The 14,952-nt window shown below is 53.0% G+C and carries 14 protein-coding genes; 6 read left to right on the top strand and 8 right to left on the bottom strand.

From position 1 onward, the window contains the following. The first annotated feature begins 25 nt into the window (after positions 1-25). The 6 genes from lptD to apaH are packed head-to-tail and all read left to right on the top strand — an operon-like array spanning position 26 to position 6,758. Positions 26-2,383 carry an LPS assembly protein LptD gene (lptD, locus tag D9734_RS01565; RefSeq protein WP_130204879.1) on the top strand — a complete coding sequence of 786 codons (2,358 nt, stop codon included), beginning with the start codon at positions 26-28 and terminating at the stop codon, positions 2,381-2,383. A 52-nt stretch (positions 2,384-2,435) separates the two neighbouring features. Beyond that, entirely contained in the window at positions 2,436-3,722 is a 1,287-nt protein-coding gene (gene surA / locus D9734_RS01560) for a peptidylprolyl isomerase SurA (RefSeq protein ID WP_105289210.1), read from the top strand. Then, on the top strand, positions 3,722-4,711 hold the full coding sequence (pdxA, locus tag D9734_RS01555) for a 4-hydroxythreonine-4-phosphate dehydrogenase PdxA (protein ID WP_130204877.1): 990 nt from the start codon (positions 3,722-3,724) through the stop codon (positions 4,709-4,711). Before surA ends, pdxA begins: the two co-directional genes overlap by 1 nt. Then, the gene (gene rsmA, locus D9734_RS01550; protein WP_130204875.1) at positions 4,708-5,529 is read left to right on the top strand and encodes a 16S rRNA (adenine(1518)-N(6)/adenine(1519)-N(6))-dimethyltransferase RsmA; all 822 of its coding nucleotides are present in this window, start codon (positions 4,708-4,710) and stop codon (positions 5,527-5,529) included. The genes pdxA and rsmA overlap by 4 nt, the downstream gene beginning before the upstream one ends. A gap of 2 nt (positions 5,530-5,531) precedes the next feature. Beyond that, a complete protein-coding gene (gene apaG / locus D9734_RS01545; RefSeq protein ID WP_130204873.1) occupies positions 5,532-5,909 on the top strand; it encodes a Co2+/Mg2+ efflux protein ApaG in 378 nt (125 codons plus the stop codon). A gap of 6 nt (positions 5,910-5,915) precedes the next feature. Then, on the top strand, positions 5,916-6,758 hold the full coding sequence (gene apaH / locus D9734_RS01540; RefSeq protein WP_130204871.1) for a bis(5'-nucleosyl)-tetraphosphatase (symmetrical) ApaH: 843 nt from the start codon (positions 5,916-5,918) through the stop codon (positions 6,756-6,758). A gap of 77 nt (positions 6,759-6,835) precedes the next feature. On the opposite strand, the gene folA is transcribed toward apaH, so the two are convergent. From folA to D9734_RS01500, 8 genes are all read right to left on the bottom strand, one after another. Next, positions 6,836-7,315, bottom strand: a complete 480-nt coding sequence (gene folA / locus D9734_RS01535; protein ID WP_130204869.1) for a type 3 dihydrofolate reductase — start codon at positions 7,313-7,315, stop codon at positions 6,836-6,838. A gap of 190 nt (positions 7,316-7,505) precedes the next feature. Continuing rightward, entirely contained in the window at positions 7,506-9,368 is a 1,863-nt protein-coding gene (gene kefC, locus D9734_RS01530; protein ID WP_130204867.1) for a glutathione-regulated potassium-efflux system protein KefC, read from the bottom strand. After that, the gene (kefF, locus tag D9734_RS01525) at positions 9,361-9,891 is read right to left on the bottom strand and encodes a glutathione-regulated potassium-efflux system oxidoreductase KefF (protein WP_130204865.1); all 531 of its coding nucleotides are present in this window, start codon (positions 9,889-9,891) and stop codon (positions 9,361-9,363) included. Before kefF ends, kefC begins: the two co-directional genes overlap by 8 nt. A 110-nt stretch (positions 9,892-10,001) precedes the next feature. Then, positions 10,002-11,333, bottom strand: a complete 1,332-nt coding sequence (locus tag D9734_RS01520) for an MFS transporter (RefSeq protein ID WP_130204863.1) — start codon at positions 11,331-11,333, stop codon at positions 10,002-10,004. Between the two features lie 58 nt (positions 11,334-11,391). Next, complete coding sequence (fixX, locus tag D9734_RS01515; protein WP_000203741.1) at positions 11,392-11,679, bottom strand: ferredoxin-like protein FixX; 288 nt, start codon at positions 11,677-11,679, stop codon at positions 11,392-11,394. Then, the gene (locus tag D9734_RS01510; RefSeq protein WP_130204861.1) at positions 11,676-12,962 is read right to left on the bottom strand and encodes an FAD-dependent oxidoreductase; all 1,287 of its coding nucleotides are present in this window, start codon (positions 12,960-12,962) and stop codon (positions 11,676-11,678) included. The genes fixX and D9734_RS01510 overlap by 4 nt, the downstream gene beginning before the upstream one ends. 50 nt (positions 12,963-13,012) lie before the next feature. Further along, positions 13,013-13,954, bottom strand: coding sequence for an electron transfer flavoprotein subunit alpha/FixB family protein (locus D9734_RS01505; protein ID WP_130204859.1), 942 nt, complete (start codon positions 13,952-13,954; stop codon positions 13,013-13,015). A gap of 14 nt (positions 13,955-13,968) precedes the next feature. Beyond that, entirely contained in the window at positions 13,969-14,739 is a 771-nt protein-coding gene (locus D9734_RS01500; protein ID WP_130204857.1) for an electron transfer flavoprotein FixA, read from the bottom strand. Between the last annotated feature and the right edge of the window lie 213 nt (positions 14,740-14,952).

Genomic DNA, 14,952 nt, shown 5'->3' with positions numbered 1-14,952 from the left:
GATGATGGAACAATAAAATCAACGTATGAAAAAACGTATCCCCACTCTCCTGGCCACCATGATTGCCACCGCCCTTTATAGTCAACAGGGACTGGCAGCCGACCTCGCCTCACAGTGCATGTTGGGCGTGCCAAGCTATGACCGTCCTCTGGTACAGGGCGATACCAATGACCTACCCGTGACGATTAATGCTGACCATGCAAAGGGGAACTACCCCGATGACGCCGTGTTTAGCGGCAGCGTGGATATCATGCAGGGTAACAGCCGTCTGCAGGCCGATGAAGTACAGCTTCATCAAAAAGAGGCGCCAGGACAACCGGAGCCGATACGTACCGTCGATGCGCTCGGTAATGTCCATTACGACGATAACCAGGTGATCCTCAAAGGGCCAAAAGGCTGGACGAATCTGAACACCAAAGACACCAACGTCTGGGAAGGTGATTATCAGATGGTGGGGCGTCAGGGGCGCGGTAAAGCAGACCTGATGAAACAGCGTGGCGAAAACCGCTACACCATCCTGGATAACGGTACTTTTACCTCCTGTCTGCCGGGTTCTGATACCTGGAGCGTGGTGGGTAGCGAAATTATTCATGACCGCGAAGAACAAGTCGCGGAGATCTGGAACGCCCGTTTTAAAGTGGGTCCGGTTCCGATCTTTTACAGCCCCTATTTACAGTTGCCGGTGGGTGACAAACGCCGTTCTGGTTTCTTGATCCCGAACGCCAAGTACACCACCACCAACTACTTTGAGTTCTACCTGCCGTATTACTGGAACATCGCGCCAAATATGGATGCCACCATCACGCCGCATTATATGCATCGTCGTGGCAACATTATGTGGGAAAACGAATTCCGTTATCTCACCCAGGCCGGCGCAGGCTTGATGGAGCTGGACTATCTGCCTTCGGATAAAGTCTATGAAGATGAACATCCAGAAGATAGCAATTCACGCCGTTGGTTGTTCTACTGGCAACACTCCGGAGTGATGGACCAAGTTTGGCGCTTTAACATCGACTACACCAAAGTCAGCGACCCGACCTATTTCAATGATTTTGATAATAAATATGGTTCCAGTACCGATGGTTACGCCACGCAAAAATTCAGCGTGGGCTATGCGGTGCAGAACTTTGACGCCACGCTTTCGACGAAACAATTCCAGGTTTTTGATGATACCAGTGGCAACAGCTATGCCGCTGAACCACAGTTAGACGTCAACTACTACCATAACGATCTCGGCCCGTTTGATACCCGTATTTATGGTCAGGCAGTGCATTTTGTTAATACAAACAGCAATATGCCGGAGGCTACTCGCGTTCATCTGGAGCCGACGATCAACCTGCCGTTATCTAACACCTGGGGCAGTATCAATACCGAAGCGAAGCTGCTGGCTACCCATTATCAGCAGACCAATCTCGACTGGTATAACAGCAACCCACAAAACAATAAGTTGGCAGATTCTGTTAACCGCGTAATGCCGCAATTTAAAGTTGACGGCAAAATGGTCTTCGAACGTGATATGGAAATGCTGGCGCCGGGTTACACCCAGACGCTGGAGCCGCGCGCACAATACCTGTATGTGCCGTATCGCGATCAGAGCGACATCTATAACTATGACTCCTCATTGCTGCAATCCGACTACTCGGGCCTGTTCCGGGACCGGACTTATGGCGGTCTTGACCGTATTGCTTCCGCGAACCAGGTCACGACCGGTATCACAACTCGCGTATATGATGATGCAGCCGTTGAACGTTTTAATATTTCCGTTGGTCAAATCTACTATTTCACGGAGTCTCGCACCGGCGATGACAACATAACATGGGAGAATGACGACAAAACGGGCTCACTGGTATGGGCAGGCGATACCTACTGGCGCATCTCCGAACGCTGGGGATTGCGTGGCGGCATTCAGTACGATACTCGTCTGGATAACGTAGCCACCAGCAACACCAGCATTGAATACCGTCGGGATGAAGACCGTCTGGTACAGCTGAACTACCGCTACGCCAGCCCGGAATATATTCAGGCTACGCTGCCTAAATACTATTCCACTGCCGAGCAGTATAAGAATGGCATTTCGCAGGTGGGTGCAGTCGCTAGCTGGCCAATCGCCGATCGTTGGTCGATTGTCGGGGCGTACTACTACGACACCAACGCGAACAAGCAAGCCGACTCAATGTTAGGTGTGCAATACAGCTCCTGCTGCTATGCGATCCGCGTCGGTTATGAGCGTAAGCTGAACGGTTGGGATAACGATAAACAACATGCGATATATGACAACGCAATCGGCTTTAACATCGAACTTCGCGGCCTGAGTTCCAACTACGGTCTGGGTACGCAAGAGATGCTGCGTTCGAACATTCTGCCGTATCAAAACTCTTTGTGATTTGTTGATTTACCACGTAATCCGCAGTGCGGTTAATTGAAATGGAAAAAGTATGAAGAACTGGAAAACGCTGCTTCTCGGTATCGCCATGATTGCGAATACCAGTTTCGCTGCCCCCCAGGTAGTCGATAAAGTCGCAGCCGTCGTCAATAACGGCGTCGTGCTGGAAAGCGACGTTGATGGATTAATGCAGTCGGTAAAAATGAACGCTGCCCAGGCAAGGCAGCAACTTCCTGATGACGCTACGCTGCGCCACCAAATCATGGAACGTTTGATCATGGATCAAATCCTCCTGCAGATGGGGCAGAAAATGGGGGTTAAAATCTCCGATGAGCAGCTTGATCAGGCGATTGCCAACATTGCCAAACAGAACAACATGACGCTGGATCAGATGCGCAGCCGTCTGGCTTACGATGGTTTGAACTACAACACCTATCGTAATCAGATCCGCAAAGAGATGATTATCTCGGAAGTGCGCAACAACGAAGTGCGTCGTCGCATCACTATCCTGCCACAGGAAGTTGAAGCTCTGGCGCAGCAAGTCGGTAATCAAAATGATGCCAGCACTGAACTGAACTTAAGCCACATCCTGATCCCACTGCCGGAAAACCCGTCTTCTGAACAAGTGAATGAGGCGGAAACTCAGGCGCGTGCCATTGTCGATCAGGCACGTAACGGTGCAGACTTCGGCAAACTGGCTATCGCTCACTCTGCCGATCAGCAAGCGCTGAACGGCGGCCAAATGGGCTGGGGTCGCATTCAGGAGCTGCCGGGGATCTTCGCCCAGGCATTAAGCACCGCGAAGAAAGGCGACATTGTTGGCCCTATTCGTTCCGGCGTTGGCTTCCACATTCTAAAAGTTAACGACCTGCGCGGCGAAAGCAAAAATATCTCGGTGACCGAAGTTCATGCTCGCCATATTCTGCTGAAACCGTCGCCTATCATGACTGACGAACAGGCCCGCGTGAAACTGGAACAAATTGCTGCGGATATCAAGAGCGGTAAAACCACATTTGCTGCCGCAGCAAAAGAGTTCTCTCAGGATCCTGGCTCTGCAAATCAGGGCGGCGATCTCGGTTGGGCTACGCCAGATATTTTCGATCCAGCCTTCCGTGATGCGTTGACCCGCATGAATAAAGGTCAAATGAGTGCACCGGTTCACTCTTCATTCGGCTGGCATTTAATCGAACTGCTGGACACCCGTAACGTCGATAAAACCGATGCGGCGCAAAAAGATCGTGCATACCGCATGCTGATGAACCGTAAGTTCTCGGAAGAAGCAGCAAGCTGGATGCAGGAACAACGCGCCAGCGCTTATGTGAAAATTTTGAGCAACTAATGGTTAAACCCCAACGTGTTGTGATCACTCCCGGCGAACCCGCCGGGATTGGCCCGGACTTAGTTGTCCAGCTTGCACAACGAGAGTGGCCGGTAGAACTGGTTGTTTGTGCCGATGCCACTCTCCTTACCGACCGGGCAGCGATGCTCGGTTTGCCGCTTAACCTCCGCCCTTATTCCCCCAACTCCCCTGCGCAACCGCAAACTGCGGGAACGCTGACGCTACTTCCCATTGCACTACGTGTACCTGCCACAGCGGGACAATTAGCAGTTGAGAATGGGCATTATGTGGTGGAGACGCTGGCACGCGCGTGCGACGGTTGCCTTAACGGCGAATTTGCCGCGCTGATCACAGGTCCGGTGCATAAAGGCGTTATCAACGACGCAGGCATTCCGTTTAGCGGTCATACCGAGTTTTTCGAAGAGCGTTCGCAGGCGAAAAAAGTGGTGATGATGCTGGCAACCGAAGAACTTCGCGTGGCGCTGGCAACAACGCATTTACCGCTGCGCGATATTGCTGACGCCATCACCCCTGCGCTTCTGCACGAAGTGATTGCTATTTTGCATCACGATTTGCGAACCAAATTTGGTATTGCCGAACCGCGCATTCTGATCTGTGGCCTGAATCCGCACGCGGGCGAAGGCGGTCATATAGGCACGGAAGAGATAGACACCATCATTCCCGTTCTCGACGAACTGCGGTCGCAGGGGATGAAACTCAACGGGCCGTTGCCTGCCGATACCCTGTTTCAGCCGAAATATCTCGACAACGCCGACGCCGTGCTGGCGATGTACCACGATCAGGGTCTTCCCGTGCTAAAATACCAGGGCTTCGGGCGCGGTGTGAACATTACGCTGGGCCTGCCCTTTATTCGCACATCAGTGGACCACGGCACCGCGCTTGAACTGGCGGGACGTGGCAAAGCCGATGTCGGCAGTTTTATTACGGCGCTTAATCTCGCCATCAAAATGATTGTTAATACCCAATGAATAATCGAGTCCACCAGGGCCATTTAGCCCGTAAACGCTTCGGGCAAAACTTTCTCAACGATCAGTTCGTGATCGACAGTATTGTTTCTGCCATTAACCCGCAAAAGGGCCAGGCAATGGTCGAAATCGGCCCCGGTCTGGCAGCTTTAACCGAACCGGTTGGCGAACGACTGGACCAGCTGACAGTCATCGAACTTGACCGTGATCTGGCAGCGCGCCTGCAAACGCATCCGTTCTTAGGCCCGAAACTGACGATTTATCAGCAGGATGCGATGACCTTCAACTTCGGTGAACTGGCAGAGAAAATGGGCCAGCCGCTGCGTGTTTTCGGCAACCTGCCGTATAACATTTCCACGCCGTTAATGTTCCATCTGTTTAGCTATACTGATGCCATTGCCGACATGCACTTTATGTTGCAAAAAGAGGTGGTGAATCGTCTGGTTGCAGGACCGAACAGCAAGGCGTATGGTCGATTAAGCGTCATGGCGCAATACTATTGCAACGTGATCCCGGTGCTGGAAGTGCCGCCATCAGCCTTTACACCACCACCCAAAGTGGATTCCGCCGTCGTACGTCTGGTTCCGCACACGACGATGCCTTATCCGGTTAAAGATATTCGCGTGCTGAGTCGTATCACCACTGAAGCCTTTAACCAGCGTCGTAAAACCATTCGTAATAGCCTCGGCAACTTGTTTAGCGCCGATGTGTTAACGGGAATGGGGATCGACCCAGCGATGCGAGCGGAAAATATCTCTGTCGCGCAATATTGCCAGATGGCGAACTATCTGGCGGAGAACGCGCCTTTGCAGGAGAGTTAACGATGATCAATTCGCCCCGAGTGTGTATTCAGGTTCAAAGCGTCTATATTGAGGCACAATCTTCACCTGATAATGAACGTTACGTTTTTTCTTATACCGTAACCATACGCAACCTGGGGCGAGCGCCAGTGCAGTTGTTGGGGCGTTACTGGCTGATCACTAACGGCAATGGCCGTGAAACAGAAGTCCAGGGCGAAGGTGTGGTGGGCGTCCAACCGCATATCGCGCCTGGCGAAGAGTACCAGTATACCAGCGGCGCGATTATCGAAACGCCGCTAGGCACCATGCAGGGTCACTACGAAATGATTGATGAGAACGGCGTTCCCTTTATCATCGACATTCCCGTATTCCGACTCGCCGTTCCAATATTCATTCATTAAAAAATTATGGCGACATACCTTATTGGCGATGTTCATGGCTGTTACGATGAACTGATCGCATTGCTGCATAAAGTGGAATTTACCCCTGGGAAAGATACTCTCTGGCTGACGGGCGATCTGGTTGCGCGCGGTCCTGGTTCGCTTGATGTTCTGCGCTATGTGAAATCCTTAGGCGACAGCGTACGTCTGGTGCTGGGCAATCACGATCTGCATCTGCTGGCCGTGTTTTCAGGCATAAGCCGCAACAAACCAAAAGATCGTCTCACGCCGCTACTGGAAGCGCCTGATGCCGATGAACTGCTTAACTGGCTACGTCGTCAGCCTTTGTTGCAAATCGATGAAGAGAAAAAGCTGGTGATGGCCCACGCGGGGATCACGCCGCAGTGGGACTTACCGACCGCGAAAGAGTGCGCACGTGACGTAGAAGCGGTACTGTCAAGCGACTCTTACCCCTTCTTCCTCGATGCCATGTACGGCGATATGCCGAACAACTGGTCACCAGATTTGCGTGGTCTGGCGCGATTACGTTTTATCACCAACGCCTTTACCCGTATGCGCTTTTGCTTTCCAAACGGTCAACTGGATATGTACAGCAAAGAATCGCCGGAAGAAGCCCCTGCCCCGCTGAAACCGTGGTTTGCGATTCCTGGCCCTGTCGCTGAAGAGTACAGCATCGCCTTTGGTCACTGGGCATCGCTGGAAGGCAAAGGTACGCCGGAAGGTATTTACGCGCTGGATACCGGCTGCTGCTGGGGTGGTACATTAACCTGCCTGCGCTGGGAAGATAAACAGTATTTTGTCCAGCCGTCGAACCGGCATAAGGATTTGGGCGAAGCGGCGGCGTCTTAAACACAGCCTGATACAGGAAGGCCGGATAAGACGCGACCGGCGTCAAATCCGGCACTAGCCGTAAATTCTATACAAACTTACCGCCGCTCCAGAATCTCAAAGCAATAGCTGTGAGAGTTCTGCGCATCAGCGTCGTGGAATTCGCTGAACACCGATTCCCAGTCATCCGGCTCATAATCCGGGAAATGGGTGTCGCCTTCCACTTCTGCGTCGATATGCGTCAAATACAGTTTCTGCGCTTTCGGCAAGAACTGCTCATAAACGCGACCGCCGCCAATCACCATAATTTCTGGTACGTCACCACACGCCGCAATGGCTTCATCCACCGACTTCACCCACGTTACGCGATCGTCCGTACCCGGCTGGCTGCTGATGACAATATTTTTGCGTCCAGGTAGCGGGCGACCGATGGATTCCCAGGTATGGCGGCCCATAATCACAGGTTTATTTAAGGTGTTGCGTTTAAACCAGGCGAGATCGGCAGGCAGATTCCACGGCATGGCGTTTTCCATGCCAATAACGCGATCTACCGCTAGCGCCGCAATCAAACTGATCATTGAAATTTCCCGATAAAAAAAATTGTCGTCACTATACGTAAAGCGTAAACCTTCGTCGACTGGCGAGAGGATGATGTTGAGGAAAATTTTTATTTTGCTGGCGAGTCCATAATCTGTTCGTGGACTCGCCGCAATACAATGAAATAAAAACAAATAGTTAGCTGTAAAGCGTGATTTACGTCACTCTTTATTAGGATAAGGGTTTCGTTTCCGGTTCATCCGCCATATTACCGGTATGTTTCCCCTCTTCAGTACCCTGCCAGCCATGCCGTTGGATGAGTGACAGATGTTCCCGGTCCTCGGTGATGATCTCGCTTAACATCGCGCTGGTGCGTTTATAGACCGCCGCGCGGGCTTTGGTATCGTTTTCGCCCATAGCCATCTCTTCCACCATTTCAATATTAAAGCGGCGGAACACATCGGCGCGTTCTCGCGCTTCATACGGCCCCAGACCTAAACTTTCCAGCGCCAGACGCCCGGTTTTCAGCGCACCTTCGAAGGTTTCACGCTCCGGCTTTTCAACGCCTGCCTGACGCAAACGAATGTAGTGGTCGACATCACGGGCGCGGGCAATAATCTGCAAATGCGGGAAATGTTCTTTCACCATCTCCGTCAGTTGCAGGTTGGTTTGCGGATCATCAATAGCGTTAATCAGCACTTCCGCTTTCGCCGCTCCGGCAGATTCCAGTAAATCCATCCGCGTGGCGTCGCCGTAAAACACTTTCATGCCGAATTTACGCAGCGTTTCGATATGGTCCGGGTCGTGATCGAGCACCACCATTTTCACCCCGCTGGAGAGCAGTAAACGTCCGGTGATCTGCCCAAAACGACCGAATCCGGCAATGATTACCCGCGGCTGTTCTTCGTCGATCTCATCGGCTTCACGCGCCTCTTCAGTAGAAGATTGCTCAAGGCGATTGAGGATCACCAGCAGAATCGGCGTTGCCGCCATCGACAGCGCCACCGCAAGGGTCAGCGATTTCGCCCACTCCGGCTCCAGCACATTCGCCATTTGCGCTGCACCAAATACCACAAAGGCAAACTCACTGCCCTGCCCTAACAGCACCGCAAACCAGCGACGCTGTTTATTTGGCACCTGCAACGGTCGGGCAATCAGCCACAGCATGGCAATTTTGATGATGAGGAAACCAAGCAGCAAAATAACAATGCGCAACGGATTTTCAAGCAGCGTGCCAAAGTCTATCGACATGCCAACACCGATAAAAAACAGCCCCAGCAGCAAACCTTTAAACGGTTCGATATCGCTTTCCAGCGCATGACGATATTCCGAGCTTGCCAGCAGTACGCCCGCCAGAAACGCGCCCATCGCCATCGACAAGCCGACCTCTTCCAGCAGCAAACCAAAGCCAAACACGAGGAATAACGCCACGGCACTAAACACTTCCCGCAAGCCAGAGCGGGCAACAAAACGCAGCGCCGGACGCGTGACATAGCGCCCCAGCAGTACCACCAGCACCAGCGCGCCCGCCACTTTTAACGCCGACAGGGCAAATGCGCCCATCGTCGTCGAGGCACTGCTCGCCGCCAGTAGCGGGATCATCGCCACCAGCGGGATCGCCGCGATATCCTGGAACAGCAGCACCGCAAAGGCACTGCGGCCCATCTGCGTCATCATCAGATTGCGCTCATTCATCGCCTGCATGGCAATCGCCGTAGAGGAGAGCGCCAGCGTCATGCCGATCAGTTCCGCTACCTGCCAGCGCAGCCCAAGTAACATGCAGAACAGCCCCAGCAGGCCGCCGCAAATCACCATCTGCAATGCGCCACCGCCGAACACCGTCGCACGCAGTTTCCACAGCCTTTGTGGATCGAGTTCGAGGCCGATAATAAACAGCATCAGCACCACGCCGATTTCAGCAAAGTGCAGAATAGATTCGGCATCGGTCACCAGTCGCAGCCCCCACGGGCCAATAATGCAGCCGGCGATCAGATAGCCAAGTACCGATCCCAGACCAAGACGTACCGCAATGGGTACAATCAGCGCCGCCGATCCAAGATAGATCAGCGCCTGAATCAGCGTATGACTATCCATGATGTGCCTCCTGCCATTCCAGCAGACGTTGCTTATAGTAACGCGCCTGCCCTTCGAGGGTTTCGTCGTCACAAATAAAGGTGCAGTGCATGGCAAACGGCGGCAGCCAGTTCAGCCCACAATAGATCGCCGTCGCCTGTAGCGGCTGCGACAGCACATCAAAGCCTGGATGCGCACCAATTTCAAAATGGCTTTCCCCGCCGCCGGTCGTCACCGCCCACAGCAAATGTTTGCCATGCAGCGCCGTGCCGCCGTGACCGTAAGCCCAGCCGTGCGAGAAGACTTTATCGATCCAAAGTTTAAGGAGCGGTGGAATGCTGTACCACTGCATCGGGTGCTGCCAGACGATCAGATCGGCGCGAGACAGCGCCTCCTGCTCGGCGGCAATGTCGATATTGAAGTCAGGATAGAGTTGATAAAGAGAGCGAATTTCAACGCCTTCCAGCGTCCTTGCCTGTTCAAGCATCCGTTTATTCGCATGGGAATGATGCGGATACGGATGCGCATAAATTATAAGAATCATAGTTATTAGCCCGCGTGTTTACGCCTTTGTTTTCCCACAAAGTGTAGTCACATATTCACGCGGCTTATAGTCAATAATATTGATTCAGAAAAGAGAGAAATCTGAATAAATTACCCCGCTCGCTGCCTGCGGATCGTCATATTGCTGGTCTGCGCCAGTGACATTCCACGCGTCTCGGGAGCAAACGCTACGGAAATCAACAAGCCAAATAGCGAGATCCCCGCCCCCATTAGCATGGTGCTACTGATGCCGTAATTATTGATAAAGATTGGCAGCGCCCAGGTCGATACAATGGTGCCAATACGGCTTAAGGACATAATCACGCCCACGGCTGAAGCACGAATATCCGTCGGGAAGAGTTCATTAGGATAGAGCCACTGCAAATTACCTGGCCCGCCAGAGAAAAAGGCATACACCGCAAAAGCCATTACTACCAGCCAGATCCCCATATCCGGGATCAGCCCCAAAACTGCCAGCGCCAGCGTCATCATGGCAAAGCTGCCAATCAACAATGGACGCCGTCCGGCAGTGTTTAGCCACAGCATCGGCGGAATACAGCCGAGCATAAAGAACAGGCTAATCACCACATTCCCCAGCGCCGCGTTTTTGCCAACACCCAATCCCAACAAACCAACGATTTGCGGGCCAAAGGTGTAAATGGCGAACATTGGGATCACCTGGCAGGTCCAGATGGCGGCAACAAACAGAACAAAAGGAAAATGGCGGCGATTAAACAGATCGCGAAAACGGGTTTGCTGCGGCTGCTCTTCCTCGAAAGCCACCGGTTCGCCAAACAGTTTGATCATCATCTCTTCGCACTCTTTCACTCGCCCTTTGCGTAACAACCAGCGGGGAGATTCAGGCAGTTCGAATCGACCAATCAAAATCAACAAACAGGGGATCGCTGCGCTGCCCAGCATCCAGCGCCAGCCGCCTTCCACATCATAAAGCCAGTAGCCGACCAGATCGGCGCAGGTCGCGCCGACATACCACATGGCGGCGATAAAGCTGATGGAAAACGCCCGCTGACGGGTACTGGAGAACTCGGTGATCATTGAGGTGGCGATAGGATAATCCGCGCCGATAACAATGCCGATGAGTACCCGCATCACCAACAGTTCGACGGGGGATGAGACAAACATCGTCGCCACCGATATCACGCCGATGGCGATGATATCAATGAGGAACATTTTGCGCCGTCCGACTTTATCGGAAATATAGCCAAACAGCGATGTGCCAACGAACAGCCCGGCGAGCGTTCCCGCGCCCAGCAAGCCAATCCAGTCAGCGTCCAGTTTCAGCGCCGGCGTCAGTTGCTCCAGTGCCACGCCAATCATTACCAGTACATAACCATCCAGAAACGGCCCCCCGCTTCCCCACAGCAAAATGCGGCGGTGAATAGAGGAAAATTTAAGATCGTCAAAGTTTCTGGACGGTTGCATGGGTTATTCCTGTTTTTTTGCAATGAGAGTCAGTACGGCGTTACGTATCAAACCAACATCAGCCGTAACGAAACTCCACACCAAAGGTGCCGCGCGGGTATTCCCACTGTTCCAGCGCCGACCCCAGCCCCAGAATGCGACAGGTGCCGCACTCCAGACATCCGGCGTAATCGAAGCGCACACTGCCGTCATCCTGCTTCTTGTACAGACCTGCGGGGCACGCTTTCACCAGCAGCTCCAGCGCCTGTTTATCGGCATCGGCCTTCACAACAATGTGCGGATGCTCTTCATCGACATTGAATTTATTAACGCCCAGTTTGACGTCCACATTGACGGGAGAAGTCATAAAACGGTCACTCCTTTCATGCCATCCTTGATTAGATTGATGAAGCCCACCTTCTTGCCGTGGCGGAGGATTTTCTTGCGCATCAGTTCCGGCGCGCTGCCGTCAATGGTGAACAGGTCACGCGCCACGCCCACCGCCAGTTCCGGGTAGCCGCTAAACATGCGTGGATTATCAAGGAACGCCGGTAGTTTCTGGTACATGCGCATATCGCGCAGCGGGCCACTCTCCAGATGCTGACGATATTCCGCCAGTTTCTGCTTACTAAAATCGTCGTTTTTCATCGCTGAAAGCACGGTTTTTGCTGCGGCTTCCCCGGCGGCAATCGCCAGATCCATACCGCGAATGGTAAAACCGAGGTTCATACACATTCCGGCGGCATCACCGGCAATCAATACGCCGTCACCAACCAACTCCGGCAGCATGTTGATACCTGCTTCCGGCACTACGTGAGCGGAATATTCCACCAGCTTGCCGCCCGCGATCAGCGGTGCAACGGCCGGATGTTGTTTGAAATCTTCCAGCATTTGCGGCACCGATTTTTTTGCGTCATGCAGATGATGCAGACCACAAACCAGCCCCAGCGACAGGGTATTTTCATTGGTATAAAGGAAGCCGCCGCCCATCAGGCCATCTGTGGGGGAACCCGCAAACAGGCAAGCCGCACCCTGATTACCCTGCAACTGAAAACGGTCTTCGATAACCGACTTCGGTAACTCGATCAGTTCCTTCACGCCAACCGCCACATCCGTCGGTTTAACGCGTTTTGCCATCCCCAGCTTTTCGGCAAGGATGGAATTCACCCCATCAGCAAGGATCACTGTTTTCGCTTCAATCACATCGCCATCGGCTTCTACACCGACAACTTTGTCATCGCGCTGTACGAGGTTATCGACGCGAATCCCGGTAATTAACTGCGCGCCCGCGTCTTCGGCCTGCTCCATCAACCAGGCATCAAATTTACTGCGCAAAACGGAGTAAGAACGCTGGGATGGCGAGGTTTCATCACCATTGCAGTAGTCCATGGTCATCGCTGACTTTTCCGTCATAAACGCGAGTTTTTCATGGGTGATCAGGCGTTCTACGGGGGCGGATTCGGCGAAACCAGGAATAATGTGTTCCAGACTGTGGGCATAGAGACGCCCGCCGGTGACGTTCTTGGCACCCGCGGAATTGCCACGCTCGATAACTAACACTTGCGCCCCTTCGCGGGCGAGCACCAGTGCGGCAACCGAACCGGCAAGCCCAGCACCGACGATGATGGCGTCAAAGATATCTTCGGACATAAGAGCTCCCTGTCAGCGGCAGGGCCGAAATGCAGCCCTGCCAGAGTGGATCAACGCGCTAAAGCTGCGGTCAGCGCCGGAAGGATCTTCACGGCGTCGCCAACAATGCCGTAATCCGCATACTGGAAGATCGGCGCATTTTTATCTTTATTGATGGCGAAAATGGTTTGCGACGCGTTAGCGCCAACCATGTGCTGGATCTGCCCGGAGATCCCCACCGCCAGATACAGTTCAGGTTTCAGCATCAGGTTGGAGATACCGACATAGCGTTCGTGCTCCATCCATTTTTCGTTTTCCGCCACCGGACGAGAACAGGCCAGCTCCGCACCTATCGCCTTGCAAAGCTGTTCTGCCAGCGCAATGTTCTCTTTGCTGCCAATGCCGCGACCGACGCTGACCACCAGACGGGCTTTGTCGAGATCGACGCTGTTGCTCTGGCGCGACTGGGTTGCCGTGCGGGTAATCGCCACAGCCGGAGCCTGCCACTCCACGGTGTGCGTTTCGCCAGTGCGTGACGCGTCTGGCTGAGCCGCATCAAACGTGCCGCTGCTGATGGTCAGTACCGCATACGGCGTGGCAATGCGTTCTTCGCCAATTGCCAGGCCGCCGTAAACCATGTGTTTCACCGTCGCTTTACCGTCCTGTACGCTGACGGTGCTGGCATCGTTAGAAACTGCCGCTTTGAGGCGATAACCCAGTTTTGCCGCCAGTAATTTGCCGCGACGGGTGTTTGGCAGCAGTACCAGGCCGTCTGCGCCGTGCTGGCGAATAGTGTCAGCCATGACACTGGCGTAATCTTCGATCATCCGATCGTCCGGTTTGCCGCTTAATTTCCAGACATGATTAGCGCCGAGCTGGATTGCCTGTGCGCCATCGGCATCATTGAGGACAAAGGTGTTGATTTGATTAGCTAAAGCCTGCGCACCGTTCATCAGTTCCGGCAGACGAGAAGGGGTATCGCTGAATACCCAGACTTGAGAAAACGTGTTCATAGCATCCCCTGTAATTAAATGACTTTGCGAAGATTTTCAGCAAATGCGGCGATCTGTTCTTCGCCGTCGCCTTCAATCACGATGCGCTGACGCTCGCGCTGTTTCGGCGCGGCAACCTGTTGTTCAGACCACGCAACCTCCGCGTTAAAACCGATATCCGCCGCCGACCATACCTGGACTGGCTTTTTCGCCGCGCCGAGAATGGATTTCATCGAAGGAATTTGTGGGGAGTTGATATCAGTGGAAACAGCAACAACCGCAGGCAGCGGAATGCTTAAGGTTTCTGTTTCATCTTCCAGTTCGCGCTCAACGGTGAGGGTATCTGCCGTCAGGGAGATAATTTTGCTGACGCCGTTAACTGCCGGAATATTGAGGATTTCGCCCACCAGCAGACCAACCTGCTGGGCATAAAGGTCGGAAGAACCGTCGCCGCACAGGATCAGATCAAAGCCAGCTTTCTGTGCCGCGGCAGCCAATGCAGTCGCCGTTTGTTGCGGCAGTGCCTGCTCGAACTGGTCATCAATCACCACAATCAGTTCATCCGGGCCGCGCGATAGCACATCTTTACGCCCTTTGGCGTTGGTCAGGGCTTTACCGCCCACACTTAAGGCCGTCACCTGCGCCTCTGCCGCCTGCTGTTTTAACTGGCAAGCCGATTCAATAGCGTTCAAATCGTATTGGCTTATTTTCGCATCGGCTTTACTGAAGTCTAACGAACCATCAGCATTATTGACCGCAATATCCTGTTCATCAGGCACGCACTTATAGCAAGTAATAATCTTCATTGCATCTCCAGAAATCATGAAGGAAACGTCGTTCATATCGGTGGTGTTAATTACAGATATCACGTCCTTTAATTCGGGAATAAAACTTTAATCACCAATATTGAAAATGTCACACGCAGATAAATCCAACTTTCAATATTGTTAAGCTCCTCACCAATATTGAAAACATGGCGTAGCAAAGAGAAATTTTCAATATTGTTTTATGGATCACCA

Origin of the sequence: Escherichia sp. E14S1 (assembly GCF_004211995.1) — a bacterium.
Lineage (GTDB): Bacteria > Pseudomonadota > Gammaproteobacteria > Enterobacterales > Enterobacteriaceae > Escherichia.
This window is presented reverse-complemented; position numbering and strand designations above follow the sequence as displayed.